This is a genomic window from Piscinibacter gummiphilus, assembly GCF_032681285.1.
Taxonomy (GTDB): Bacteria; Pseudomonadota; Gammaproteobacteria; order Burkholderiales; family Burkholderiaceae_C; genus Rhizobacter; species Rhizobacter gummiphilus_A.
On the sequence record NZ_CP136336.1, the window covers coordinates 651,560 to 675,528 of the forward strand.

A 23,969-nucleotide genomic window follows, 5' to 3' on the forward strand; every position below is an offset into this window, starting at 1 on the left:
GCGTCACGCGGCACGGGCCAGCGCCTGCTCCACGGTGCAGATGGTCGCGAAGCGGCCGGTCAGCACGGCGGCCGTGCGGGCCACGACGTCGGCGCTCTTGAACGTCGACCCGTCGCTGTGCGTCAGGTCGAAGGTCAGCGTCGCTTCGGGCACGAAGTCGACCTCGTAGCCTTCGTCGTTGGCGTGGCGCGCGGTGGTCTCGCAGCATTGTTCGGTGCGGATGCCGCTCACGATGAGGCGATGGATGCGCTGCTGTTGCAGCCACACCGACAGGCCGGTGCCGACCAGCGCGCTGTGCCGATTCTTGTGGAACTCGGCCGCGGCGTCGAAGCGGGCCAGGCCGTCGAGCGGGCGCACGTGGCCCGAGGCGAGCGAGAACGACGCGTCGCCGTCGACATGCAGGATGCGCACGATCGGAATGCCGCGCGCGGCGCAGCCGTCGATCAGCGCATTGCTGCGCGAGAGAAAGGCCTCGAGGTGCTCGCTCTGCCAATAGGGCCGGTGGCGAAACGACTCCTGCACGTCGATCACGAGAAGGGCGGTGTTCATGGTCAGCGGGCCTCCGGCGCGATGCCTTCGAGTTGCGCGACGAGCTGCGCATGTGCGGCGAGGTCAACGGGCCGGTGCTTGACCTTCGTGGTCGCCGGGTAGGCGCCGAGGAAGTTGCCGCCCTTGCGTTCTTGCGCCGGGCGCACCGGCCGCGCGGTGAAACCGCCGCCGCAGTTGGGGCAGACGTTGTGCAGCAGCCCCGTCGCGCAGTCGCGGCAGTAGGTGCATTCGAAGCTGCAGATCATCGCGTCGGGCGCCGCCGGGGGCAGGGCTTTCGCGCAGTGTTCGCAGACGGGTCGCAGGTCGAGCATCGATTCCTCCAGAAGTGATGATGCCTGCAAGCGTAGGGGCAGGCATCAGTTCTGTCGCCGCGGCAGGCGACGAGAACCGATCAGTTCCGGACAGGTCTGGGCGCCCGCTTCGGGCACGCCTGCGTCAGGCCCGTGGCGTGGCCAGCCACTTGTGCGCGAGCCGCACCCAGAGCGTCGCGCCGAGCGGGATCAGCTCGTCGTTGAAGTCGTAGCTCGGGTTGTGCAGCATGCACGGCCCGAGGCCGTGGCCGCCGATGCGGTGGCTGCCGTCGCCGTTGCCGATGAGGAAGTAGCAGCCGGGTTTCTCTTGCAGGAAGTAGCTGAAGTCTTCGGCGCCCATCGTCGGCTCGAACTCCTCGACGCCTTCCGGCCCGACCACCTCGGCCATCACCTCGCGCACGAAGGCCGTCTCGGCCGGGTGGTTGATGGTGGGCGGGTAGTTGCGCACGAACTCGAACTCGCACTCGGCGCCGAAGGCGGCACAGGTGTGCTCGGCCACCTCGCGCATGCGCTGCTCGAAGAGGTCGAGCAGCTCCAGCGTGAAGGTGCGCACCGTGCCTTCCATCACGCACGAATCGGGCACCACGTTGGTCGCTTCGCCGGTGTGGATCATCGTCACCGAGATCACGCCCGGGTCGATGGGCCGCTTGTTGCGCGAGACGATGGTCTGGAAGGCCTGCACGATCTGGCAGGCCACCGGCACGGGGTCGATGCCGAGGTGTGGCATCGCCGCGTGCGAGCCCTTGCCGCGGATCACGATCTTGAATTCGTTGCTGGAGGCGAAGCAGGGCCCGTTCTTCACCGCGAAGTGGCCCACCGGCATGCCGGGCCAGTTGTGCGCGCCGAAGATCGCTTCCATCGGGAACAGCTTGAAGAGCCCGTCCTTGATCATCTCGCGCGCCCCGCCGCCGCCTTCTTCGGCAGGCTGGAAGACAAGGTAGACAGTGCCGTCGAAGTCGCGGTTCTTCTCGTTCGAGAAATGCTTGGCCGCGGCCAGCAGCATGGCGGTGTGGCCGTCGTGGCCGCAGGCGTGCATGCGGCCGGGGTGCTGGCTCGCATGCGGGAAGGTGTTGTGCTCGGTGATGGGCAGCGCGTCGATGTCGGCACGCAGGCCGACGGCGCGTTCACTGTGGCCGCGCGTGCCCTTGACGATGCCGACGACGCCGGTGGTGCCGAGGCCGCGGTGGATGGGGATGCCCCAGTCGGTGAGCGCCTTGGCGATCAGGTCGGCAGTGCGCTTCTCTTCGAAGCACAGCTCGGGGTGGGCGTGGATGTCGCGCCGCAGGGCGGTGACGGCGGCGGCGTCGGCGAGGATGGATTCGATCAACTGCATGCCGGGCTCCTTGGGGATCGGATCAGTGTACTGACCCGACCATCTTGAGGAGCCGGCCTGGATTTAGCGTCGAACCTTGCCGTCCTCCGTCAGCATCGACAGTTCGACGAAGTGCGAGGCCACGTGGTCACGCGCGCCGAAGTTGACCGGGAAGCCACCCAGGTTCAGGTTCTGGATCGACTCCATCGCGGTGATGAAGCTGTCGCGGGTGGGGTTGCGGCCGGCGCGCTTGAGGCCTTCGGCGAACACCTTCGCCGCCACGTAGCCTTCCATGCTCGAGTAGTTGGCGGTGGCGTCGCCACCGGCCTTGGCCACGGCGGCCAGGTACTCGCGCGACAGCGCCGAGGTGGTAGAGAACGGCGAGGGCATCACCTGGCTGATCATGATGCCGCGCGCTTCGCGGCCGAGCTCATCGGCCAGCGCCTGTGTGCCCACGAACGACACGTTGTAGAAGGTGCCGCCGTAGCCAGCCTTGCGCGCTTCGCGGATGAACGCGGCCGACGACTTGTAGGCGCTGATCTGCACCACCGCCTCGGGCATGGCAGCGGTGATGGTCTTGACCGCCTGGGCCACGTTGACGGTGTTGCGCTCGACCGTGCCGGTGGCCACGGGCGCGAGGTTGGCGGCCTTGAGCGCGCGGTTCACACCGGCGAGGCCGGCCTGGCCGTAGGCGTCGTCCTGGTAGAAGACGGCGATCTTGGTGAGGCCGATGGAGAGCAGCTGCTTCACGATCAGCCCGGTCTCGTCGAAGTACGAGGCGCGCACGTGGAAGACGTTGCGGCTGAAGGGCTCGCGCAGCGACTCCGCGCCGGTGAAGGGCGCGAAGAAGAGGGTGCGGTTCTCCTGCACCAGCGGCATCGCGGCCAGGCAGGTGGGCGTGCCCACGTAGCCGAAGAGGCCAAACACGTTGTCCTTGTCGATGAAGCGCTCGGTGTTGGCCTTGCAACGCTCGGGCTCGTAGCCGTCGTCCAGCGTGCGCAGCTCCACGGTCTGGCCGTTCACGCCGCCCGTCGCATTGAGCGCGTCGAAGTAGATCTTGGCGCCACGGTTCATCTGCGTGCCCAGGTAGGCCGCCGGGCCGCTGAAGGCGGCCGACTGGCCGAGCACGATGCGGCGCTCGGATTGGGCAAAGGTGGAGGGGAGGGCGAGGGTGGCGCTCGTGGCGGCCAGGTGCTGGAGCAGGTGTCGGCGTTTCATGGAGTTGTGGAGTCCGAAAAAGCGAAACCCGGCGGATCGCGCCAGGCGAACTCAGTGTAAACCCTAGGTTTTGCCCGACCTAGCCCCGCGCGACGCTCTGTGGAGACCCTTGTGCAATAGTTCCTCGCATGAGCAGCACCACCGCGTTCGACCGAATCGCCATTCGCACAATCCACGCCGCCTGCCCGCACGATTGCCCCGACACCTGCGCGATCCGCGTGACGGTGGAAGACGGCAAGGCGGTCAAGGTGCAAGGTGACCCCGACCATCCGCCGACGCACGGCGCGCTGTGCACCAAGGTCTCGCGCTACCCCGAGCGCACCTACCACCCCGAGCGTGTGCTGCACCCGATGAAGCGCGTGGGCCCCAAGGGCAGCGGGCAGTTCGTGCGGGTGACGTGGGAGGAAGCGCTGGCTGACATCGCCTCGCGCCTCAAGGCCATTGCGGCCCGCGACCCCGAGGCCGTCGTGCCCTACAGCTATGCCGGCACCATGGGCCTCTTGCAAGGCGAGAGCATGGACCGCCGCTTCTTCCACAAGCTCGGCGCCTCGCAACTCGACCGCACCATCTGCTCGGCGGCGGGCGGCGACGCGCTCGCCGCCACCTACGGCGGCAAGGTCGGCATGCACCTGGAGCACTACGCCGACAGCAAGTTGATCCTCATCTGGGGCAGCAACTCGATCGCGAGCAACCTGCACTTCTGGACCTTCGCGCAGAAGGCCAAGCGCGAGGGCGCGAAGCTCATCTGCATCGACCCGCGCAAGACCGAGACGGCCGACAAATGCCATCAGCACATCGCGCTGCTGCCCGGCACCGATGGCGCGCTGGCGCTCGGCCTGATGCACGAGCTGATCGTCAACGACTGGCTCGACCAGGACTACATCGACCGCCACACCGAGGGCTGGCCCAAGCTGCGTGAGCGTGCGCTGCAATGGACACCCGAGCGTGCGGCCGAGGTGTGCGGCATCAGCGCGGAAGAAGTGCGCCAGTTGGCCCGCGACTACGCCACCACGAAACCCGCCGCCATCCGCCTCAACTACGGCATGCAGCGTGTGCGCGGTGGCGGCAATGCGGCGCGGCTCATCGCCATCCTGCCGTGCCTCGTCGGCGCGTGGCGCCACCCGGCGGGCGGGCTGCTGCTGTCGGCCTCGGGCTGGTTCCCGCGCAACGCCGCGCACCTGCAGCACCCCGAGCTGATGCCCGCCAAGCGCCCGCGCATCATCAACATGAGCACCATCGGCGATGCGCTGCTCGAAGACAGATCGCCGGCCTTCGGCCCGAAGATCGAAGCGCTCGTCGTCTACAACAGCAACCCGGTGGCGGTGGCACCGGAGTCGCCCAAGGTGGTGAAGGGCTTCCTGCGCGACGACCTCTTCACCGTGGTGCTCGAACACTTCATGACCGACACCGCCGACCACGCCGACTACGTGCTGCCCGCCACCACGCAGCTCGAGCACCTCGACGTGCACACGAGCTACGGCCACACCTATGCGATGTTCAACGAGCCGGCCATCGCGCCGCTCGGCGAGGCCAAGCCCAACACGCAGGTCTTCCGCGAGCTGGCCGAATACATGGGCTTCACCGAGCCGTGCTTCCGCGAGAGCGATGAGAGCATCGCCCGCCACGCGTTGAACGGGGTGGACTTCGAGACGCTGCGCGCCGTCGGCTGGGTCAAGCTGCCGATTGCCGACGCGCCGTTTGCCCACGGCGGCTTCAACACGCCGAGCGGCAAATGCATGATCGACGCCCCCGGCCTCGGCGTGCCCGACCATGTGCCGAACTACGAGTCGGTGCAGTCGTCGCCCCAACTGGCGCGTGACTACCCGCTCGCGATGATCTCGCCCCCGGCGCGCAACTTCCTCAACTCCACCTTCGTCAACGTGAAGAGCCTGCGTGACATCGAAGGTGAGCCGCTCGTCGAGATGCATGCCGACGACGCCTCGGCGCGTGGGCTGCGGGGCGGCGAGATGGTGCGGGTCTTCAACCAGCGCGGCGAGTACCGTTGCCGACTGCAGGTGAGCCCAAGGGCGCGGCCCGGTGTCGTCAACGGCCTCGGGGTGTGGTGGCGGAAGCTCGGCCCCGACGGCACCAACGTCAACGAAGTCACGCACCAGCAGCTCACCGACCTCGGCCGTGGGCCGGCGTTCTACGACTGCCTGGTCGACGTGCGGGCGGTTTGAAGCGCTGGCTGCTGATGGGGCTGGCGAGTCTCGTGGGCATCGCGGCCGTGGCCGCGGGCGCCGTGTGCCTGACCAGCGGCTGCAGCAGTCTCGGCTACTACGCGCAGGCCGCGGGTGGGCACGTCTCGCTGCTCAACAAGGCCAGGCCGGTGCCCGAGTGGCTCGCCGATGAAACGACCGCCGCGCCCCTGAAGGAGCGCCTCGCCCTGAGCCAGCGCATGCGCGACTTCGCGGTGAGCGAACTCAAGCTGCCCGACAACGCGAGCTACCGCCGCTACGCCGACCTCGGCCGCAACGCAGCCGTCTACAACGTGGTCGCCGCGCCCGAGCTGAGCCTCACGCTCAAGACCTGGTGCTTCCCGGTCGTGGGTTGCGTGGGCTACCGCGGCTACTACGACAAGGCAGATGCCGACGCGCTGGCCGCCGAGCTGCGCACGCAAGGCTACGAGGCGGTGGTGCAGTCCATTCCAGCCTATTCCACGCTCGGCAAGCTGCCCGGCGACTACTTCGCCGACCCGCTGCTCAACACCTTCCTGCGCTGGGCCGAGGGCGACCTCGCGCACCTGATGTTCCATGAGCTGGCGCACCAGATCGCCTATGCCAAGGGCGACACGATGTTCAACGAGTCCTTCGCGACGGCAGTCGAGCGCATCGGCGGCCGCTTGTGGCTGGAGCGGCATGCGAGCCCGCAGGCGATGCAGGAATCGGCCACGCTCGATGTGCGCCGGCAGGAGTTCCGCCGCCTGGCGCTCTCGGCCCGCGCCGACCTGGAGGCGATCTACACGAACAGCACGCTCACCGACGAGGCCAAGCGCCGCGCCAAGGCCGACCGCCTGGCGCGCCTGCGTGCCGACCATGCGGCGCTGAAGGCCGGCCCCTGGAACGGCTACACCGGCTACGACAACTGGTTTGCGACCGCCAACAACGCGTCGCTCGGCGTGATGGCCGCCTACAACGAGCTGGTGCCGCAATTCGAGCAGTTGTATGAGCGCGAAGGTCGAGACTTCGAACGCTTCTACGCCGAGGTCAAGCGCCTGGCCGCCTTGCCGATGGCCGAGCGGCGGGCGACACTCGCGCGCTAAGGAGAACGCACATGCCCGACATCAAGATCCACCGCGAGCACACGCTCGGTCTCGCCAAGGCGCGCAAGGTCGCCCTGAAGTGGGCGGAAGACGCCGAGAAGAAGTTCGACATGGAGTGCACCATCCTCGAAGGCGAACTCTCCGACACGGTGGAGTTCAAGCGCAGCGGGGTGAATGGGCAACTCATCGTCGCCCCCGATCACTTCGACCTCACGGCCAAGCTCGGCTTCCTGCTGGGTGCGTTCAGCAAGACCATCGAGAGCGAAATCGAGAAGAACCTCGATGCGCTGCTCGCGGCCGGTGGAAAACCGGCGGCCAAGAAGGCCGCCAAGAAATAGTTACTTCAGGCTTTCGATGAGGTCGATGTACGCCTGCATCGCCTCTTCCTTCGACTTGCCCTTGGCCATGGCCCAGGCGTCGTACTTGGCGCGTTCCACCATGTCGGTGAAGCCCGGGCGCTTGCCTTCCACGTCGCCCACGCTGCCCTGCTTGTACAGCGCGTAGAGCTGCAGCAGCGTCATGTTGTCGGGGCGCTCGGGCAGGTTCTTCGACTCCTCGCGGGCTTTCTCGAAGCGGGCTTGCAGATCGGACATGGCGGTCTCCTATGAGGGTTCGGTATTAGCGGGCATTGACGGGGCGGATGTTACCCAGCATCGTGCGCCGCATCACTAGAAGAAGGGCTCCAATAATGGCTGCAGCAGCAAGCGCCGAACGCATGTCGCGGGTCGACACCGCGTGGCTGCGCATGGACAACGACGTCAACCTGATGATGATCGTCGGCGTGTGGCGCATCGAGCCCGGCATCCGCCATGCGGCGCTCATGGAGCGGGTGCAGGAGCGGCTGCTCAAGTACGGGCGCTTCCGCCAGAAGGTGGTCGAAGACGCGATGGGCGCGCTGTGGGTCGACGTGCCCGAGGTCGACCTCACGCACCACGTGCGGCTGGAGAAGCTCAACCGCAAGCCCGGCCAGGGCGAGCGCGAGGCGCTGCAGGAGCGGGTGGGCGAACTCTGCACGAGCCCGCTCGACCGCACGCGGCCGCTGTGGCAGTTTCACTTCATCGAGCACTACGACGGCGGCAGCGCGCTCATCGCGCGCATCCACCATTGCATCGCCGACGGCATCGCGCTGATCTCGGTGCTGCTGTCGATCACCGATGGCGGCAGCGACCCGCCGCAGCGCAAGAAGCGCGAGAAGGAAGAGGGCGCCGAGTTCGACTGGTTCGCCGAAGCCATCATGCGACCGCTCGCCGACGTAACGGTCAAGGCCATCGGCCTCACCGGCAGCGGCATGGCGAAGTCGGTGGAGATGCTGGCCAACCCGCAGCAGCCGCTGCAAGGCACGGTGGAGTTGGCGCGCATGGGGGCGCAGGTGGTGTCGGACGCCGCCTCGATGCTCCTGATGCCCGACGACTCGCCGACGCAACTCAAGGGCAAGCCCATCGGCACCAAACGCGTGGCCTGGGGCGAGCCGATTCCGCTCGACGTGGTGAAGGCCATCGGCAAGGGCCTCGGCTGCTCGGTCAACGACGTGCTGCTCGCCTGCGTGGCCGGCGCCATCGGCGGCTGGCTGCGCGAGCAGGGCGAAGACACGACCGGCAAGGAGATCCGCGCCATGGTGCCGGTGAACCTGCGCCCGTTGGAGAAGGCCTACAAGCTCGGCAACCAGTTCGGCCTGGTGCCGCTCGTGCTGCCCATCGGCATCGTCAACCCCATCGAGCGCGTCTACGCGGTGCGGGCGCGCATGCAGGAGCTCAAGGGCAGCTACCAGCCACTGCTGGCGTTTGCGGTGCTGGCGGTGGCGGGCCTGCTCATCAAGCCGATGCAGGACGCGCTGCTCAACCTTTTCGCGAAGAAGGCCACCGCCGTGATGACCAACGTGCCGGGGCCGGGGACACCACTCAAGATCTGCGGCTCGACACTCTCGCAGGTGATGTTCTGGGTGCCGCAATCGGGTGAGATCGGGGTGGGGGTGTCGATCCTGAGCTACGGCGGTGGGGTGCAGTTCGGGCTCATCACCGATGCGCAGATGTGCCCCGATCCGCACAAGATCATCGAGCGCTTCGAGCCGGAGTTTCAGCGGCTGCTGCTGGTGACTTTGATGTTGCCTTGGGAGTGATGCTGGGGCTGGCTTGCGTCGTTCTTTGCGGCGCCAAGGGGATGGGGTGGGTGAATTCCTCCGTGTCCCCCGCCCGTTCACCACTCCCGTGGTGAACGGGCTCCTCCTTTACCTGCGGAATTCACCCACCCCATCCCCTTGGCGGGACGCACCGTGCCGTGCGTGTGGGTGACGGCGAGGCACAGTGATTGACTACAAGGGCCAGGGGCAAGCGGATTCCGCAGGTAAAGGAGGAGCGTTTGACTGCGGGAGCAGTCAAACGCGGGGGACACGGAGGAATCCGCTTGCCCCTGGCCCTTGTCTGCTCAGGCCGGCGAATAGGGCGCAGCCAGCCCCGCATACACCTTCGGCAACGGCGATGCATAGTCCCCACGTTTGCTGGTTCCCAACCCGAGCGAGACCAAGCCCTCGGCCAGCTTCACCCCCGCCGCCACGCCATCGATGACGGGCACCCCCAGTTCGCCTTGCAATCGCCTGCACAGGTCGGCCATGCCCGCACACCCCAGCACGATGGCGCTCGAGCGGTCGTGGATGAGGGCCTCGCGCGAGGACGCCAGGATCCGCGCATAGGCATCGCTCGCCGGGTCGTCGAGTTCGAGCACCGCGATGTCGGTGCCGTGGATGCCGCGGCAGCGGCGCTCGAAGCCGTAATGCAGGACAAGGTGCTCGGCGATCACCACCGTGCGGGTGAGCGTGGTGACGACGGAGAAGCCGGTGGCAAGCATCGAGGCACAGTGGAAGGCGGCTTCGGCCACGCCGATCACCGGCCCGCGCGAGAGCTCGCGTGCGGCGTGCAGGCCCGGGTCGCCGAAGCAGGCGATGACGTGCGCGTCGGCGCCCGCCGCTTCACCTGCGCGCACCTGCTCGGCCACCCCGGCGGCGGCCCAGACGTCGTCGTGGTGCCCTTCGATGGAAGGCGCGCCAAAACTGGGCTGCACCGCGTCGATCGCGGTGCCGGGCGCGGCCACGGCGCGTGCGGCCTCGCCGATCTTGGCCGTCATCGCGGCCGTGGTGTTGGGGTTGATGACTTGAATCTTCATGGGGCGTCTCCTGCGTCTCGTCGCACCACTTTGTATACAAAGTTGGAGCGGGGCCTGAGCTTCAGCAAGAGCTGAGCCCAGGTTTGCTGCGGCCATTGCCCCAAAGAAGGGCGATCGAGGGGCCGCGAGGCATGGCACATGCATTGCATACAGGTCGCCGCATGAAACCCGCCGTCGACTCGTCCCTGGTGCTGACCTCGCTCGTCAAACGCTATGGCAACACCGTGGCGGTCGATGGCATCGACCTCACCATCCCGTCGGGCAGCTACTGCTGCCTGCTCGGACCCTCGGGCTGCGGGAAGACCTCGACGCTGCGCATGATCGCGGGCCACGAGCTGGCGAGCGACGGGCAGATCCTGCTGGGCAACAAGTACATCACCTACAGCGCCGCCGCCGACCGTGGCACGGCGATGATGTTCCAGAGCTACGCGCTCTTCCCGCACCTCTCGGTGCTCGACAACGTGGCCTTCAGCTGGAAGATGCGCGGCAAGCCCGTGCCTGAGCGCCAGGCGCGGGCGAAGGAGCTGCTGGCGCTGGTCTCGATGACGCCCTACCTCGCGCGCCTGCCGAGCGAGCTCTCCGGGGGGCAGCAGCAGCGGGTGGCACTCGCCCGCGCGCTGATGACCGAACCGCGCGTGCTGCTGCTCGACGAGCCGCTTTCCGCGCTCGACCCTTTCCTGCGTGTGCAGATGCGCGCCGAGCTCAAGCGCTGGCAGCAGGAGCTGGGCTTCACCTTCGTGCACGTGACCCACTCGCAAGAAGAAGCGATGGCGCTTGCCGACCAGGTGGTGGTGATGAACCACGGCCGCATCGAGCAGACCGGCTCGCCGCGCGAGGTGTTCAATGCGCCGCGTTCCGAGTTCGTGGCGCGCTTCATGGGCGCGCACAACGTGATCGCCTCCGAGGCGGGCCCCATCGCCGTGCGTGCCGACCGCATGCAGCTGACGCGCAGCGCCAGTGGCACGACGCGGCCCGCCGCCGTGAAGGCCATCGAATACCAGGGCACCTACGTGCAGCTGAGCCTGGTGCCGCAAGGCGCACAGGGTGAGAAGGCCGATGCGCAATGGACGGCCACCTTGCCCGATGCCGAGTTCGACGCCGCGCCCTGGCAGCCGGGCGACACGGCGCATGTCTCGTGGCTGCCGCACGCTGCCCATGCGCTGCAACCCAGCGCCTGACCTTTCTTCCCCCACATCCCGATCAAGGAGCCCTGACCATGTCCGACCCGCAAGACAAGACTGCCCAACCCGACGCCACCCGCCGCACCCTGCTCAAAGGCGCCGTGGCTGCAGGCGGCGCGATGGGCTTCCCCTTCGTGCACGCCCAGGAAAAGATCACCTTGCGCTACCTCGGCACCGCGGTGAACCAGGACAAGGCCATCGCCGAGAAGTTCGAGAAAGACACCGGCATCAAGATCCAGTACATCCCGGTCACCACCGACGACGTGACCAAGCGCGCCGTCACCGCGCCCAACAGCTTCGACCTGATCGACACCGAGTACTTCTCGCTCAAGAAGATCCTGCCCACCGGCAACCTGCTCGGCATCGACACCAAGCGCATCAAGAACGCCGACAAGATCACCACGCTCTTCACCAAGGGCGAGGTCGCGGGCAAGAAGGTGGGTGACCAGGGCACCGCGCCCAAGAAGGTGATGTACGTGGAGAAGCCCGATGCGAAGACGTTCGCGGCGAGCCCCACGCAGTTCATGACGCTGATCCCCACCGTCTACAACGCCGACACGCTGGGCATCCGCCCCGACCTCATCAAGCGCCCCATCGAGTCGTGGAGGGAGCTCTTGAACCCTGAGTTCAAGGGCAAGGCGGCGATCCTCAACATCCCGTCGATCGGCATCATGGACGCGGCGATGGTGGTCGAGGCCGCGGGCATCTACAAGTACCCCGACAAGGGCAACATGACCAAGAAGGAGATCGACCTCACGATCAAGACCTTGATCGACGCCAAGAAGGCGGGCCAGTTCCGCGCGCTGTGGAAGGACTTCAACGAGAGCGTGAACCTGATGGCCTCGGGCGAGGTGGTGATTCAGTCGATGTGGTCACCGGCCGTCACCGCGGTGCGCACCAAGGGCATCGCCTGCACCTTCCAGCCGCTGAAGGAAGGCTACCGCGCCTGGGCTGCGGGTTTCGGCGTGCCCAAGAGTGTGACGGGCAAGAAGGCCGACGCCGTCTACGAGTTCATCAACTGGTTCCTCGACGGCTGGGCCGGTGCGTACCTGAATCGCCAGGGCTACTACAGCGCGGTGCTCGAGACGGCCAAGGCCAAGATGGAGCCGTACGAGTGGGCCTACTGGATGGAAGGCAAGCCGGCCACCAGCGACATCAAGTCTCCCAACGGCGACCTCCTGGCCAAGGCCGGCAGCGTGCGCGACGGCGGCAGCTATGAGCAACGCATGGGCGGCATCGCCTGCTGGAACGCGATCATGGATGAGAACGCCTACATGGTCCAAAAGTGGAACGAGTTCGTCGCAGCCTGACCGTCGCTCCGCTCGCCCCAAAAACATCATCACCACAAAGTACTTCTTGAGGGAACCATCGTGCAATCCAACATCGCTCGCTCCGCTCTCACCGTCGCGGCCTTCGCCGCCTGCGGCCTCGCGCAGGCGCAATCCAGCGTCACCGTCTACGGCATCGTCTCCACCGACTACGTGCATGCCACCAACACGCCCACCGGCAAGGTCAACAAGATCGAGCCGGGGCGTGTGAACCCGGCCCGCCTGGGCTTCAAGGGCAGCGAAGACCTGGGTGGCGGTCTGTCCGCCGTGTTCAACCTCGAATCGGCCATCGGGCCTGACACCGGCGCGGCTGGCGCGCCGTTCTGGGGTCGTGGTGCCAATGTCGGCCTCTCCAGCAGCATGCTGGGCACGGTGACGGCCGGCCGCCACTGGAACATCAACGACGACATGCTGGGCAACTTCTTCGTCTTCGGCGGCTTCGCGGTCTTCAACTTCACCGGCTTCGGCTTCACCAGCGACCTGGTGAACAACTCGGTGAAGTACGTGTCGCCGAACCTGGGTGGCTTGACGGTCGAAGCCCTGGTCGGTGCAGGCGAAGGCAGCTCCACCACGCCGCGCACCGTGGAGGTGGGCGGTGTGTACGCCATAGGCCCCGTCAAGGCCGGGCTGACCTACCACGAGGCCAAGCGCGTGGGCCTGGTCAACAAGCTGACCAGCGGCGGTGTGGCCTACAGCATCGGCTCGGTGACGGTGCGCGGCGGCTACTCGAGCGCCGACAACGAGTACGACGACTACTCGCTGGTGGCCGGCGCGTACAAGGCCGCGGCCTACGACATCGGCGCCGACTTCGGCTTCGGCCCCGCTGCGGTGTCGGTCGACTATGTGGCGCGTGACCTGAAGAGCTCGTCGAACGACTCGCACTTCTTCCGCGTGCTCGGCAAGTACAACCTCTCGAAGCGCACGCAGGTGAATGCCAACGTGGTGGCGATGAAGAACAAGGGCACGGCCACCGAGAGCTTCTATGGCCTGGCCGCGGGCGCCAAGAGCCAGAACGTCTTCACCCTCGGCCTCAGCCATTCGTTCTGACACCTGACACGGCGGGCCTGATGAGCACCCCTACCTCACCGCCCCAAGCCGAGAGGCCGCGCGGCGGGCTCTCGGCCTGGGCGCAGGCCACGCCGTTCACCCTGGTCTTCGTGCTCTTCCTCGTGCTGCCGCTGGTGCTGGTGGCGATCGTCAGCTTCTGGCGCGCCACCGACTACGAGCTGATCCCCGCCTTCACCGCGCAGAACTACATCGAGGTCTTCAACGGCTGCGGCTCCACCTCGGAGCTGTGTGTCACGCTGAAGACCTACCTCTCCACGCTCAAGTTCTGCTTCCTCGTCTGGCTGATCACGCTCGTGATCGGCTTCGTGGTCGCGTACTTCCTCGCCTTCCATGTGCGCTCGGTGGGCGCGCAGACGCTGCTCTTCATCCTGTGCACCATCCCGTTCTGGACGTCCAACGTGATCCGCATGATCTCGTGGGTGCCGCTGCTCGGGCGCAACGGCGTGGTGAACCAGGCGCTGATCGGCGCCAACGTCATCGAGACGCCCATCGAGTGGCTGCTCTTCAGCGACTTCTCGGTGGTGCTGGCCTTCGTGCACCTGTACACGATGTTCATGATCGTGCCCATCTTCAACTCGATGATGCGCATCGACCGCGCGCTGCTCGAAGCCGCCCGCGACAACGGCGCCACCGGCTGGCAGACGGTGTGGAACGTGATCGTGCCGCTGTGCCGCACCGGCATCGTCATCGGCTCCATCTTCGTCATCACCATCGTGATGGGCGACTTCGTCACCATCGGCGTGATGGGCGGGCAGCAGATCGCCTCGGTCGGCAAGATCATCCAGGTGCAGACGAGCTACCTCCAGTTCCCGATGGCGGCGGCCAATGCGGTGATCCTGCTCATCGTCACGCTGATGATGATCTGGGGGCTCACGAAGCTCGTCGACATCCGAAAGGAGCTGTGATGCAGGAAGGCAAGCGCCCCGGCAGCTTCTACGCCCTCGCGGCCGTGTTCGGCGCCTTTGTGCTGTTTCTCTACGGCCCGATGTTCACGATCTTCGTGCTGAGCTTCCAGGGTCCGGAGGGGGGCCTCACCTTCCCGATGCGCGGCGTGTCCTTCCACTGGTTCGCCAAGTTGTGGGAAGGCATGGGCGTGGTCGACATCGCCGCCGCCTTCCGCCGCTCGGTGGCACTCGGCATCGTGGTGATGCTGTGCACCGTGCTGCTCTCGCTCGGCGCAGGCCTCGCGTTCCGCAAGAAGTTCAAGGGCTCGGGCCTGCTCTTCTACACCTCGGTGGCCAGCCTCATCATGCCGTCGATCGTGGTGTCGCTCGGCATCGGCCTGCAATTCCGCCTGATCGACACGCTGCTCAAGAGCGGGCTCGAAACCATCGGCCTCGGCAGCTGGCTCGAAAGTTATGGCACTGCGATGGGCCTCTATACCTCGGCCCTCGGCGCGCACCTCACCTGGACGCTGCCCTTCGGCCTGCTCATCATGCTGGCCGTCTTCAACCGCTTCAACCCGGCCTACGAAGAAGCGGCTGACGACCTGGGCGCCACACCCTGGCAGAGCTTCCGTCACGTGGTGCTGCCGCTCATCGCCCCGAGCCTCGTGGGCGTGGGCATGTTCGGCTTCACGCTCAGCTGGGACGAGATCGCCCGCACCTCGCAGGCCATCGGCGACGTGAACACGTTGCCGCTCGAGTTGCAGGGCCTCACCAGCACCGTCACCACCCCGGCGATCTATGCGCTGGGCACGGTGACGACCGTGGTGTCGTTTGCGGTGATGGGTGGCACGCTGCTGCTCATCCGCCTTCTCAAGCGCCAGCCCGTGCGCGCGTGACAATGCCGCATGCCCAGCCGTCCGCGCAAGACAGAGACTGACGAAACCGGCCCCGTGATGGCCGCCGACCGCGTCTACGACGCGATCTACGCCGCCGTGGTCGACCACCGCCTGGCCCCCGGCACCCGCCTGCGCGAGGAGGAGCTGGCCGAGACCTTCGCCGTCTCGCGCACCCTGGTGCGCCAGGCCCTGCACAAGCTCGCACAAGACAACGTGATCGTGCTGCGCCCCAACCGCGGCGCACAGGTGCCCGAGCCCACGCGCCGCGACGGCGAGCATGTGTTCGATGCACGGCGTGTGGTCGAGTGCGAGGTCGCGCGGCGGCTCGTGGGCAGGTTGAGCGCGGCGCAGCTGGCCGAGCTGAAGCAGATCGTCGAGGCCGAGGCGCGTGCCACCAAGTCGCAAAACAAGCAGGAGGCCATCCGCCTGTCTGGCGAGTTCCACCTGAAGCTCGCGCAGATGAGCGGCAACCCGATCTTCGTGAGGCTGCTCGAAGAGCTCTTGCCCACGACCTCGTTGCTGATGGCGCTCTACAAGGCCCCCGGCGAGCCGATGTGCGTGGCGCACAGCCACAAGAGCCTGTTGCAGGTGATCGGCAAGGGCGACTCGGCCGCGGCGGCTGGCACCGAGATGCGCCGGCACCTCAACGAGATCGAACGCTCGCTCTCGCAGCCGGCCTCGCGTGCGCCGGTGCCGCTGCGCGACGTCTTCAAGCCCTACCGCCCGGCGGCCTGAACGCGGCGCGCTTGGTATAAGAAAAACATCGTCGAACGAAAGACAAATAAGATTTCCGTGATCGATGCGGCGCCGCTACCGTGCGGGCCTTCTATCCATCACGGGGTGTTTGTCGATGAAGGCGGTGCTGAAGTGGGTGATCGGCGGCGCTGCCGTGCTGGCGGCTGGTGCCGCCTTTTTGGCCTGGCAGGACCGGCCGCTGGACCCGGCCGCCGTGCCGGGCCTGGCCGACGTTCCGGCCGAGTGGCCGGTGGCGCGCCCACCGAAGGGGCTTGCGGTTTCGGTGCTGCGCACGGGGGAATCGGCCGGCACGCTCGAAGCGCTGGTCGTGGCCGGCGGCAGCTGGTTCACGCCGCGCCGGCCGGTGCACTCGGCGGTGCTGGTGCGCCACCCGCAGGGCACGCTGCTCTTCGACACCGGCCTCGGCCGCCAGGTGGCGCAACAGTTCGCCGTCAATGGTGTGATCGACCGCGAGTTCTTCGGCTACCGCGCCGAGGAGCCGGCCGCCGATCAGCTCGCCCGCCACGGCGTGGCGGCGGCCAGCCTCATGGCCATCGTGCCTTCGCACATGCACTGGGACCACGTGAGCGGCCTGCCCGACTTCCCCGACACCGAGGTCTGGATGCAGCCCGCCGAGCGCGAACACGCGGCGCTCGGCCACCCGCCGGCGTTCATCCAGAGCCAGTTCAGCGGGGTGAAGCGCTGGCGTGAGCTGAGCTTCATCGCCGAGCCGTACATGGGCTTCGCTGGCCGGCGCGACGTGTTCGGCGATGGCTCGGTGGTGCTGGTGCCGCTGGCCGGCCACACCGCGGGTCATGTGGGCCTCTTTGTCCACCTGCCCTCCGGGCGGCGCTACTTCTTCACCGGCGACGTGACCTGGACGCTCGAGGGCCTGCAGCGCGCCGCCGACCGGCCCTGGATCACCCGCAAGGCCGTGAAGCTCGACCACGACAACGCCGACAACCGCCGCGCCATCGTGCAGATCCACCGCCTGATGCAGCGCCACCCGCAGCTCACCGTGGTGCCGGCGCACGACGAGCATGTCGCGCGCACGCTGCCGCGCTTTCCGGCCGTGCAGGAGTGACGGGGCGATGCTGAGCCTGCGCAACCTGCGCTACTTCTGCGCCGCCTTCGAAGAGCGCAGCACGGTGGGTGCGGCGCGCGTCTGCTTCGTCACGCAGCCGGCGATCTCGGGTGCCATCGCGCAGATCGAAGAAGAGCTGCAGGTGCGCCTCTTCCTGCGCCAGCACCGCGGCCTGGAGCCCACGCCCGCGGCGCAGCGCCTCTACCGGCTGGCGCGCAAGCTGCTGGCCGACACCGAGGCCATCAGCGCGAGCTTCCGGCCGGGCGGCGAGTTGCCCTTTGCCCTGCGCGTGCTGCCGTCCTTGAGCGTGGAGCGCACCGGCGCGCTGCTGCGCCAACTGCGGCGCGACATCCCCACGCTCGCCCTGAGCCTGGCCGACGACGAGGCGCCAGCCGATGCGGCGCTCACCGCCGCCACCTGTGCCGACGAGGGCACCGAGTTCGTCACGCTGTGGGAAGAGCAGTACGTGCTGCTCGTGCCCGAGGAGCACCCGCTGGCGGTGAAGGAAGCGCTGCAACTCGCCGACCTGCACGGCCAGGCCTTCGTCGAGCGCACGCACTGCGAGATGAGCGACAGCTGGCAGGCGGCGCTCGGCCGCGGCGCAGTGCAGCCCGAGGTGCGGGCGCGCGTGCACAGCGAGGAGTGGGCGCAGGGCCTGGTGGCGGCCGGCGTGGGCGTGACGATCGCGCCGCTGCACGCGGTGCAGGCGCAGCCTGGCGTGGTGGTGCGTGACGACTGCGCCGAGCTGCGTGACGTGCGGCGCCACATCGGCCTCGCGTTCCACGCGCCGGCCGCTGGCACCTTGCAGCAGGTGCTGGCGGCGTGCCAGCGCTGGGTGGTGTCGGCGGCCGGCGTCAGGCCGGGCTGAAGCGCAGCACGCCGTCGGCACCCAGCCGGCGCACCAGCTTGCCGGCGTGCCACAGCGCGTGCAGGTGCGCGATCGACTCGCCCATCGCAAACGTGGTCTGGTGCAGGTCGAGCTTGCGCTTGAAGAGCACGCCGAGCAGGTCGGCCGCGCTTTGCGGCGCCTTGGCGCAGGCGTCCATCACCTCGGCCAGACGCTCGTCATGGTGCTGCTGGAGCTGGTCGATGCGGGTGTGCAGGCCCTTGAACGGCCGGCCGTGCGAGGGCAGCACCAGGCTGTCGGCGGGCAGGGCGCGCATGCGCTCCACCGAATCGAGGTAACGCTTGAGCGGGTCGCCTTCGGGCTCGTTCTCGTGCACGCCCACGTTGGTGGAGATGCGCGGCAGCACCATGTCGCCGGAGATCAGCACGCTTAAGCTGGGGCAGTGCAGCGAGATGTGCTCCGGTGCGTGGCCGTAGCCCACGTGGCAGTGCCATTCGTGGCCACCGATGCGGATCACGTCGCCGTCGACCATGCGGCGGAACCGATCGGGCACCTTGGGCACCATCGTCGCGTAGTGGCCGCCGCGGGTCTGGATCATCTGCAGCGCTTCGGGGTCGGTGATGCCGTGGCTCTTGGCGAAGACGGGCGTGATGACACTGGCCTTCGCGCTGGGGTTGCTCGACATGCGCGCGCCGTTGTAGTCGGTGCCGCTGATCCACAGGCGGCACTCGTGCTCGGGCGTGGTCCAGCGTTCGGTGAGCCAGGCCGAGAGGCCGATGTGGTCGGGGTGCAGGTGGGTGACGATCACGCGCAGCACGGGCAGGCCTTGCAGTTCGTTCGCGAACACCTGCTCCCAGCACGCGCGGGTGGCGTCGTTGGCGATGCCGCAGTCGACGATGCTCCAGCCCTGAACCTTGCCCTTGGGGCCGTCAATCTCGTCGCGCAGCAGCCAGAGGTTGATGTGGTCCAGCGCGAAAGGCAGGGTCATGCGCACCCAGCGCACGCCGGGGGCCACTTCCATCGTCGTGCCCGGTTCTGGCAAGGTGTCGCCGAACGGATAAGTCAGCTCGTGTTCGAGAGCATTCATGGCAAGGGCCTGCTGGCATATGAATCATCCCTGCGCCGGGGCTGCAAGGGGTGCAGCGCTAGGCGCAGGCCGCCGGCCGGGGTCGCCCCCCGGCCAAGGACTGCAACGACGCGATGCGCCCCTTGCAGCCCCGGCCCTTCGGGTAGCGCCCCCAGGCGGGCGCACTCGTCGTTGCAAATGCTCACCGGGGCCCTACCCCGGTTCCGCTTTGCGCCTAGATTGCGCCCGCTTGGGGGCGCTACGAAGGGATGATTCATATGCCAGCAGGCCCTTAGCTACACTTTACGTATACGTCAATTGATCGCGCATTCTAGGAAGCCATGTCCGCCTCTGCTGTCGCGCAGGTTTCAAGCCCTTCCGCAGGGCAGACCACCACCTACACCATCGGCGAGCTGGCGAAGGAATTCGACCTCACCACCCGCGCCATCCGCTTCTATGAAGACTGCGGCCTGCTGCAGCCGCAGCGCCAGGGCCGCAACCGCGTCTACAGCCCGCGCGACCGCACGCGGCTCAAGCTCACGCTGCGTGGCAAGCGGCTCGGCCTCACGCTTTCCGAGGTGAAGGAGCTGGTCGACATGTACGAGTCGCCGCGCGACACCGTGCCCCAGCTCAAGAAATTCCTCACCGTGCTGGCCGTGCACCGCGCCCAGCTCGAGCAGCAGATGGCCGACCTCAACGTCACGCTCGACGAGGTGCGCAGCCATGAGAAGGAGGCCAAGCGCCTTCTCGCCCAGAGCAGCAAGAGTTAACAGGAGACCCCCATGAACCTGCCCGGCCTCAATTTCCAGCTTGGCGACGACATCGACGCCCTGCGCGAGAGCGTGCACGACTTCGCGCAGGCCGAGATCGCGCCACGCGCCGCCGAGATCGACAAGAGCGACCAGTTCCCGATGGACCTGTGGCGCAAGATGGGTGCGCTCGGCGTGCTCGGCGTGACGGTCGGCGAGGAATACGGCGGCGCCGGCATGGGCTACCTCGCGCACATGGTGGCGATGGAGGAGATCAGCCGCGCCTCGGCCAGCGTGGGCCTGTCGTATGGCGCGCACAGCAACCTGTGCGTGAACCAGATCCGCCGCAACGGCAACGAGGCGCAGCGCAAGAAATACCTGCCCAAGCTCATCAGCGGTGAGCACGTGGGGGCGCTCGCGATGAGCGAGCCCAACGCCGGCTCCGACGTCATCAGCATGAAGCTGAAGGCGGAAGACAAGGGCGGCTACTACCTGCTCAACGGCAGCAAGTTCTGGATCACCAACGGCCCCGATGCCGACACGCTCGTCGTCTACGCGAAGACCGAGCCCGAACTCGGCGCACGTGGCGTCACCGCCTTCCTGATCGAGAAGGGCATGAAGGGTTTTTCCATCGCGCAGAAGCTCGACAAGCTCGGCATGCGCGGCAGCCACACCGGCGAGTTGGTGTTCCAGAACGTGGAAGTGCCGGCCGAGAACGTGCTGGGCGCGCTCAACGGTGGCGCCAAGGTGCTGATGAGCGGCCTCGACTACGAGCGCGCCGTGCTCGCCGCCGGCCCCATTGGCATCATGCAGTCGGTGATGGACAACGTGGTGCCCTACATCCACGACCGCAAGCAGTTCGGCCAGAGCATCGGCGAGTTCCAGCTCATCCAGGGCAAGGTGGCCGACATGTACACCGTGCTGCAGGCCGCACGCGCCTATTGCTACACCGTGGGCAAGAATCTCGACGCGCTGGGCAGCGAGCACGTGCGCCAGGTGCGAAAAGACTGCGCGAGCGTCATCCTCTGGTGCGCCGAGAAGGCCACCTGGATGGCCGGCGAGGGCATCCAGATCTTCGGCGGCAACGGCTACATCAACGAGTACCCGCTCGGCCGCCTGTGGCGCGACGCCAAGCTCTACGAGATCGGCGCCGGCACCAGCGAGATTCGCCGCATGCTGATCGGCCGCGAGCTCTTTGCCGAGACGATGTGACAGACTGGCGGGTCTTTTGGCGCACTGCAACATATGAGCAACGAACTTTCAGAACTCTTCGGCAACAACCTGCGCTGGGCGCGCGACACCGAAGCGCGCAGCCCCGGCTTCTTCACCAGCCTGCTCAAGCAGCAGGCGCCGCAGTACCTGTGGATCGGTTGTGCCGACAGCCGCGTGCCGGCCAACGACCTGGTCGGTCTCCTGCCGGGCGAGCTCTTCGTGCACCGCAACGTCGCCAACGTCGTCGTGCACTCCGACCTCAACTGCCTGTCGGTGATCCAGTTCGCGACCGACATGCTGAAGGTCAAGCACATCATCGTCGTGGGCCATTCCAACTGCGGCGGTGTGGCCGCGGCCCTGCGTGACCAGCGCGTCGGCCTCGCCGACAACTGGATCCGCCACGTGCAGGACGTGCGCAACCGCCACCAGAACTGGCTCGACATGGTCGACGCGAGCCAACGGGTCAACGCCCTGTGCGAGCTGAACGTGATCGAACAGGCGCTCAACGCCTGCCAGACCACCATCGTGCAAGACGCCTGGGGCCGCGGGCAGGAGCTGGTGGTGCACGGCTGGGTCTATGGCTTGCACAACGGTCTTCTGCAAGACCTGCACATGACGGTCTCGGGCCCCGACGAGGCGGTGCCCGCGTACGAGAAGGCCATCACCGACGTGCGCCTGCGCTACACGCCCGACTCGGCGTCCGACCTGGCCCCCGTCACCGCGCACGGGGCCCTATGAAGCGCATGGCGGTCTTCCCGCAGGAGCTGAACGACCTGCGCGCTTTCGACATCGCCAACGCGATGCTCGACGGTTTCGACCGCCACTACACGCTCTTCCGCGAGACGAGCGCCCAGGCGAAGAAGCGCTTCGAAGCCGCCGACTGGCACGGCCAGCAGCGCGCGCAACGCGAGCGCATCGAGTTCTACGACATGCGCGTCGAGGAATGCGCCGAGCGCTTGCAGACCGAGTTCATGGCCAGCACGCTCTCGATGAACGTGTGGCAGCAGGTCAAGCTGCACTACATCGGCCTGCTCACCAACCACCACCAGCCGGAGCTGGCCGAGACCTTCTTCAATTCGGTCACGACCAAGATCCTGCACCGCAGCTACTTCCACAACGATTTCATCTTCCTGCGCCCGGCCGTCAGCACCGAGTACATCGAGAACGAAGAGCCCACCTTCCAGCCCACCTACCGCGCCTACTACCCCACGAAGGAGACGATGCGCGACACCTGGCTGCGCGTGGTCAACAACTTCCAGCTGGCGCGCGACTTCGAAGACCTGGGCCGCGACGTCGACCACGTGCTCACCGCCGTGGCGCGCGAGCTGGGCGACTTCCGCCCGCGCGCCAACTTCCAGGTGCAGGTGCTGAGCTCGCTCTTTTTCCGCAACAAGGGCGCCTACATCGTCGGCAAGATCATCAACGGCTTCAACGAGACGCCGTTTGCGCTGGCCATCCTGCATTCGCCGGCGTCGGGTTTGTTGGTGATCGACACCATGCTGTTCGGCGAAGACGAGCTGCAGATGCTGTTCAGCTTCGCGCGCGCCTACTTCCTCGTCGACATGGAGATCCCGTCGGCGTATGTGCAGTTCCTGCGCTCGCTGATGCCGAGGAAGCCCAGATCCGAGATCTACAACGCGCTCGGCCTGCAGAAGCAGGGCAAAAACCTCTTCTACCGCGACTTCCTCGCGCACCTTCGGCATTCGTCCGACAAGTTCCGCATCGCGCCCGGCATCAAGGGCATGGTGATGCTGGTGTTCGACCTGCCCTCGTTCCCCTTCGTCTTCAAGGTCATCAAGGACTTCTTCCCGCCACCGAAGGAAACCACGCGCGAGCTCATCATGAGCAAGTACCTGCTCGTGAAGACACACGACCGCGTGGGCCGCATGGCCGACACGCTGGAGTACAGCAACGTGGCCTTCCCGCGCGCCCGGTTCGAGGAAGAGCTCGTCGCCGAGCTCAAGCACTTCTGCCCGAGCCTGCTCGAAGAAGACGGCGACGACCTCGTGATCCGCCACGTCTACATCGAGCGGCGCATGATCCCGCTCAACATCTACCTGCAGGAAGCCGAACCCTCGCGCATGGCGCATGCCGTCATCGAATACGGCAACGCCATCAAGGACCTGGTGGCGGCCAACATCTTCCCCGGCGACATGCTCTGGAAGAACTTCGGCGTCACGCGCAACGGCAAGGTCGTGTTCTACGACTACGACGAGATCGAGTACCTCACCGACTGCAACTTCCGCAAGGTGCCCACGCCGCGCAACGAGGAAGAAGAGATGTCGGGCGAGATCTGGTACCACGTCGGCAAGCACGACGTCTTCCCCGAGACCTTCGGCCCCTTCCTGCTCGGCAACCCGGCGGTGCGCGACGTCTTCATGAAGCACCACGGCGACCTGCTCGACGTGGCGTTCTGGCAGGGCCACAAGGACCGCATCCTGGCCGGCCACGTGCACGATGTGTTCCCCTACGACCCGGCCAAGCGCTTCAAGAACCAGCGCCGCCTGCGCGATGGCGTGCCACCCGACGGGCAGGAGCGGCGCCGCTCCGAGTTGCAGCCCGAGAACCCCTCGGCGCTCGACAACAGCCTCGCCTAGCCTGAGTTCGAGCCATGAACTTCCGTGACTTCTTCGAACTCGCAAGCTTCGTGGTCACGGTCGTGGGCCTGCCCTTCGCCATCGGCGTCTTCCTCTTCGAGCAGCGGCGCGAGCGCGAAAACGAAGAGGAAGAGGGCTACCAGCTGCTGTCGGATGCGTACAACGATTTCCTGAAGATCGTGCTCGCGAATTCCGACCTGCAGCTGCGCACCAACACCGCGCTGCCCAACCCCACGCCCGAGCAGAACGAGCGCATGCTCGTGATCTTCGACATGCTCATCTCGCTCTTCGAGCGCGCCTACCTCGTGGCCTGGAAGGACGACATGTCGACCACCGAGCAGCGCCGCTGGAACTCGTGGGACGACTACATGCGCGAGTGGTGCCGCCGCGACGATTTCTTCAACGCCCTGCCGCTCTTGCTGCGCGGCGAGGACCCGGGTTTCCAGAGTTACATCAAGCGTGTCGCGCAGGAGGAGCGCGGCGCGGTCATCCTGTCGTGAAGGAGCAGTTC

24 protein-coding genes are annotated in these 23,969 nt (G+C 66.9%); 17 read left to right on the top strand and 7 right to left on the bottom strand.

Annotation, left to right across the window (positions count from 1 at the left end; translation table 11 throughout):
- Positions 1-3: 3 nt before the first annotated feature.
- From RXV79_RS03135 to RXV79_RS03150, 4 genes are all read right to left on the bottom strand, one after another.
- Positions 4-549, bottom strand: a complete 546-nt coding sequence (locus RXV79_RS03135) for a cysteine hydrolase family protein (protein WP_316702018.1) — start codon at positions 547-549, stop codon at positions 4-6.
- A 2-nt stretch (positions 550-551) separates the two neighbouring features.
- The gene (locus RXV79_RS03140; protein WP_316702019.1) at positions 552-860 is read right to left on the bottom strand and encodes a DUF1272 domain-containing protein; all 309 of its coding nucleotides are present in this window, start codon (positions 858-860) and stop codon (positions 552-554) included.
- Positions 861-984: 124 nt separating this feature from the next.
- Positions 985-2,193, bottom strand: coding sequence for a M20 aminoacylase family protein (locus RXV79_RS03145; protein ID WP_316702020.1), 1,209 nt, complete (start codon positions 2,191-2,193; stop codon positions 985-987).
- Positions 2,194-2,256: 63 nt separating this feature from the next.
- The gene (locus tag RXV79_RS03150; protein WP_316702021.1) at positions 2,257-3,390 is read right to left on the bottom strand and encodes an ABC transporter substrate-binding protein; all 1,134 of its coding nucleotides are present in this window, start codon (positions 3,388-3,390) and stop codon (positions 2,257-2,259) included.
- Between the two features lie 128 nt (positions 3,391-3,518).
- Here RXV79_RS03150 and RXV79_RS03155 point away from each other — a divergent pair, with 128 nt between their 5' ends.
- The 3 genes from RXV79_RS03155 to RXV79_RS03165 are packed head-to-tail and all read left to right on the top strand — an operon-like array spanning position 3,519 to position 6,990.
- Positions 3,519-5,570 carry a molybdopterin-containing oxidoreductase family protein gene (locus RXV79_RS03155; RefSeq protein WP_316702022.1) on the top strand — a complete coding sequence of 684 codons (2,052 nt, stop codon included), beginning with the start codon at positions 3,519-3,521 and terminating at the stop codon, positions 5,568-5,570.
- 14 nt (positions 5,571-5,584) lie between these two features.
- On the top strand, positions 5,585-6,652 hold the full coding sequence (locus RXV79_RS03160) for an aminopeptidase (RefSeq protein WP_413816688.1): 1,068 nt from the start codon (positions 5,585-5,587) through the stop codon (positions 6,650-6,652).
- Between the two features lie 11 nt (positions 6,653-6,663).
- Positions 6,664-6,990, top strand: a complete 327-nt coding sequence (locus RXV79_RS03165) for a polyhydroxyalkanoic acid system family protein (RefSeq protein WP_316702024.1) — start codon at positions 6,664-6,666, stop codon at positions 6,988-6,990.
- On the opposite strand, the gene RXV79_RS03170 is transcribed toward RXV79_RS03165, so the two are convergent.
- On the bottom strand, positions 6,991-7,245 hold the full coding sequence (locus tag RXV79_RS03170) for an acyl-CoA-binding protein (protein ID WP_296723187.1): 255 nt from the start codon (positions 7,243-7,245) through the stop codon (positions 6,991-6,993).
- A 95-nt stretch (positions 7,246-7,340) separates the two neighbouring features.
- Between RXV79_RS03170 and RXV79_RS03175 the strand changes: the two genes are divergently transcribed.
- Complete coding sequence (locus tag RXV79_RS03175; RefSeq protein WP_316702025.1) at positions 7,341-8,768, top strand: wax ester/triacylglycerol synthase family O-acyltransferase; 1,428 nt, start codon at positions 7,341-7,343, stop codon at positions 8,766-8,768.
- Between the two features lie 305 nt (positions 8,769-9,073).
- Here the strand turns inward: RXV79_RS03175 and RXV79_RS03180 are convergent, their stop codons facing one another.
- A complete protein-coding gene (locus RXV79_RS03180) occupies positions 9,074-9,808 on the bottom strand; it encodes an aspartate/glutamate racemase family protein (protein WP_316702026.1) in 735 nt (244 codons plus the stop codon).
- 161 nt (positions 9,809-9,969) lie between these two features.
- Between RXV79_RS03180 and RXV79_RS03185 the strand changes: the two genes are divergently transcribed.
- The 8 genes from RXV79_RS03185 (at position 9,970) to RXV79_RS03220 (ending at position 17,855) form a co-directional block, all read left to right on the top strand.
- Positions 9,970-10,986, top strand: a complete 1,017-nt coding sequence (locus tag RXV79_RS03185) for an ABC transporter ATP-binding protein (RefSeq protein ID WP_316702027.1) — start codon at positions 9,970-9,972, stop codon at positions 10,984-10,986.
- Positions 10,987-11,024: 38 nt separating this feature from the next.
- On the top strand, positions 11,025-12,299 hold the full coding sequence (locus RXV79_RS03190; protein ID WP_413816661.1) for an ABC transporter substrate-binding protein: 1,275 nt from the start codon (positions 11,025-11,027) through the stop codon (positions 12,297-12,299).
- Between the two features lie 60 nt (positions 12,300-12,359).
- Positions 12,360-13,364 carry a porin gene (locus RXV79_RS03195; protein ID WP_316702028.1) on the top strand — a complete coding sequence of 335 codons (1,005 nt, stop codon included), beginning with the start codon at positions 12,360-12,362 and terminating at the stop codon, positions 13,362-13,364.
- Positions 13,365-13,384: 20 nt separating this feature from the next.
- Positions 13,385-14,290, top strand: a complete 906-nt coding sequence (locus RXV79_RS03200; protein ID WP_316702029.1) for an ABC transporter permease — start codon at positions 13,385-13,387, stop codon at positions 14,288-14,290.
- Entirely contained in the window at positions 14,290-15,168 is an 879-nt protein-coding gene (locus RXV79_RS03205; RefSeq protein WP_316702030.1) for an ABC transporter permease, read from the top strand. Before RXV79_RS03200 ends, RXV79_RS03205 begins: the two co-directional genes overlap by 1 nt.
- A 9-nt stretch (positions 15,169-15,177) precedes the next feature.
- Positions 15,178-15,903, top strand: coding sequence for a GntR family transcriptional regulator (locus RXV79_RS03210; protein ID WP_316702031.1), 726 nt, complete (start codon positions 15,178-15,180; stop codon positions 15,901-15,903).
- 115 nt (positions 15,904-16,018) lie between these two features.
- Positions 16,019-16,987 (top strand): MBL fold metallo-hydrolase, encoded by a 969-nt coding sequence (locus tag RXV79_RS03215; protein WP_316702032.1) that lies wholly within the window; start codon positions 16,019-16,021, stop codon positions 16,985-16,987.
- A 7-nt stretch (positions 16,988-16,994) separates the two neighbouring features.
- A complete protein-coding gene (locus RXV79_RS03220; protein WP_316702033.1) occupies positions 16,995-17,855 on the top strand; it encodes a LysR family transcriptional regulator in 861 nt (286 codons plus the stop codon).
- Here the strand turns inward: RXV79_RS03220 and RXV79_RS03225 are convergent.
- Positions 17,842-18,921 carry an MBL fold metallo-hydrolase gene (locus RXV79_RS03225; RefSeq protein WP_316702034.1) on the bottom strand — a complete coding sequence of 360 codons (1,080 nt, stop codon included), beginning with the start codon at positions 18,919-18,921 and terminating at the stop codon, positions 17,842-17,844. The two genes, RXV79_RS03220 and RXV79_RS03225, sit on opposite strands and share 14 nt — an antisense overlap.
- A 320-nt stretch (positions 18,922-19,241) precedes the next feature.
- Between RXV79_RS03225 and RXV79_RS03230 the strand changes: the two genes are divergently transcribed.
- Genes RXV79_RS03230 through RXV79_RS03250 form a run of 5 tightly spaced genes read left to right on the top strand, consistent with a single transcriptional unit; the run spans position 19,242 to position 23,958 of the window.
- A complete protein-coding gene (locus RXV79_RS03230; RefSeq protein ID WP_316702035.1) occupies positions 19,242-19,670 on the top strand; it encodes a MerR family transcriptional regulator in 429 nt (142 codons plus the stop codon).
- A gap of 12 nt (positions 19,671-19,682) precedes the next feature.
- Complete coding sequence (locus RXV79_RS03235) at positions 19,683-20,861, top strand: isovaleryl-CoA dehydrogenase (protein WP_316702036.1); 1,179 nt, start codon at positions 19,683-19,685, stop codon at positions 20,859-20,861.
- 33 nt (positions 20,862-20,894) lie between these two features.
- Positions 20,895-21,599, top strand: coding sequence for a carbonate dehydratase (gene can, locus RXV79_RS03240; RefSeq protein WP_316702037.1), 705 nt, complete (start codon positions 20,895-20,897; stop codon positions 21,597-21,599).
- 5 nt (positions 21,600-21,604) lie between these two features.
- Positions 21,605-23,458: a bifunctional isocitrate dehydrogenase kinase/phosphatase gene (aceK, locus tag RXV79_RS03245; protein ID WP_316703969.1), complete on the top strand. Its 1,854-nt coding sequence runs from the start codon at positions 21,605-21,607 to the stop codon at positions 23,456-23,458.
- 14 nt (positions 23,459-23,472) lie between these two features.
- Complete coding sequence (locus tag RXV79_RS03250) at positions 23,473-23,958, top strand: hypothetical protein (protein ID WP_316702038.1); 486 nt, start codon at positions 23,473-23,475, stop codon at positions 23,956-23,958.
- Positions 23,959-23,969: the final 11 nt, after the last annotated feature.

What these genes read in the sequence shown, in the direction of transcription:
- RXV79_RS03185 (WP_316702027.1), top strand. Translation starts at nt 9,970, where the DNA reads ATGAAACCCGCCGTCGACTCGTCCCTGGTGCTGACCTCGCTCGTCAAA.
- RXV79_RS03200 (WP_316702029.1), top strand. Translation starts at nt 13,385, where the DNA reads ATGAGCACCCCTACCTCACCGCCCCAAGCCGAGAGGCCGCGCGGCGGG.
- RXV79_RS03180 (WP_316702026.1), bottom strand. Translation starts at nt 9,808, where the DNA reads ATGAAGATTCAAGTCATCAACCCCAACACCACGGCCGCGATGACGGCC.
- RXV79_RS03205 (WP_316702030.1), top strand. Translation starts at nt 14,290, where the DNA reads ATGCAGGAAGGCAAGCGCCCCGGCAGCTTCTACGCCCTCGCGGCCGTG.
- RXV79_RS03165 (WP_316702024.1), top strand. Translation starts at nt 6,664, where the DNA reads ATGCCCGACATCAAGATCCACCGCGAGCACACGCTCGGTCTCGCCAAG.
- RXV79_RS03190 (WP_413816661.1), top strand. Translation starts at nt 11,025, where the DNA reads ATGTCCGACCCGCAAGACAAGACTGCCCAACCCGACGCCACCCGCCGC.
- RXV79_RS03210 (WP_316702031.1), top strand. Translation starts at nt 15,178, where the DNA reads ATGCCCAGCCGTCCGCGCAAGACAGAGACTGACGAAACCGGCCCCGTG.
- RXV79_RS03230 (WP_316702035.1), top strand. Translation starts at nt 19,242, where the DNA reads ATGTCCGCCTCTGCTGTCGCGCAGGTTTCAAGCCCTTCCGCAGGGCAG.
- RXV79_RS03170 (WP_296723187.1), bottom strand. Translation starts at nt 7,245, where the DNA reads ATGTCCGATCTGCAAGCCCGCTTCGAGAAAGCCCGCGAGGAGTCGAAG.
- aceK (WP_316703969.1), top strand. Translation starts at nt 21,605, where the DNA reads ATGGCGGTCTTCCCGCAGGAGCTGAACGACCTGCGCGCTTTCGACATC.
- RXV79_RS03175 (WP_316702025.1), top strand. Translation starts at nt 7,341, where the DNA reads ATGGCTGCAGCAGCAAGCGCCGAACGCATGTCGCGGGTCGACACCGCG.
- can (WP_316702037.1), top strand. Translation starts at nt 20,895, where the DNA reads ATGAGCAACGAACTTTCAGAACTCTTCGGCAACAACCTGCGCTGGGCG.
- RXV79_RS03250 (WP_316702038.1), top strand. Translation starts at nt 23,473, where the DNA reads ATGAACTTCCGTGACTTCTTCGAACTCGCAAGCTTCGTGGTCACGGTC.
- RXV79_RS03160 (WP_413816688.1), top strand. Translation starts at nt 5,585, where the DNA reads ATGGGGCTGGCGAGTCTCGTGGGCATCGCGGCCGTGGCCGCGGGCGCC.
- RXV79_RS03235 (WP_316702036.1), top strand. Translation starts at nt 19,683, where the DNA reads ATGAACCTGCCCGGCCTCAATTTCCAGCTTGGCGACGACATCGACGCC.
- RXV79_RS03145 (WP_316702020.1), bottom strand. Translation starts at nt 2,193, where the DNA reads ATGCAGTTGATCGAATCCATCCTCGCCGACGCCGCCGCCGTCACCGCC.
- RXV79_RS03220 (WP_316702033.1), top strand. Translation starts at nt 16,995, where the DNA reads ATGCTGAGCCTGCGCAACCTGCGCTACTTCTGCGCCGCCTTCGAAGAG.
- RXV79_RS03155 (WP_316702022.1), top strand. Translation starts at nt 3,519, where the DNA reads ATGAGCAGCACCACCGCGTTCGACCGAATCGCCATTCGCACAATCCAC.
- RXV79_RS03150 (WP_316702021.1), bottom strand. Translation starts at nt 3,390, where the DNA reads ATGAAACGCCGACACCTGCTCCAGCACCTGGCCGCCACGAGCGCCACC.
- RXV79_RS03140 (WP_316702019.1), bottom strand. Translation starts at nt 860, where the DNA reads ATGCTCGACCTGCGACCCGTCTGCGAACACTGCGCGAAAGCCCTGCCC.
- RXV79_RS03215 (WP_316702032.1), top strand. Translation starts at nt 16,019, where the DNA reads ATGAAGGCGGTGCTGAAGTGGGTGATCGGCGGCGCTGCCGTGCTGGCG.
- RXV79_RS03225 (WP_316702034.1), bottom strand. Translation starts at nt 18,921, where the DNA reads ATGAATGCTCTCGAACACGAGCTGACTTATCCGTTCGGCGACACCTTG.
- RXV79_RS03135 (WP_316702018.1), bottom strand. Translation starts at nt 549, where the DNA reads ATGAACACCGCCCTTCTCGTGATCGACGTGCAGGAGTCGTTTCGCCAC.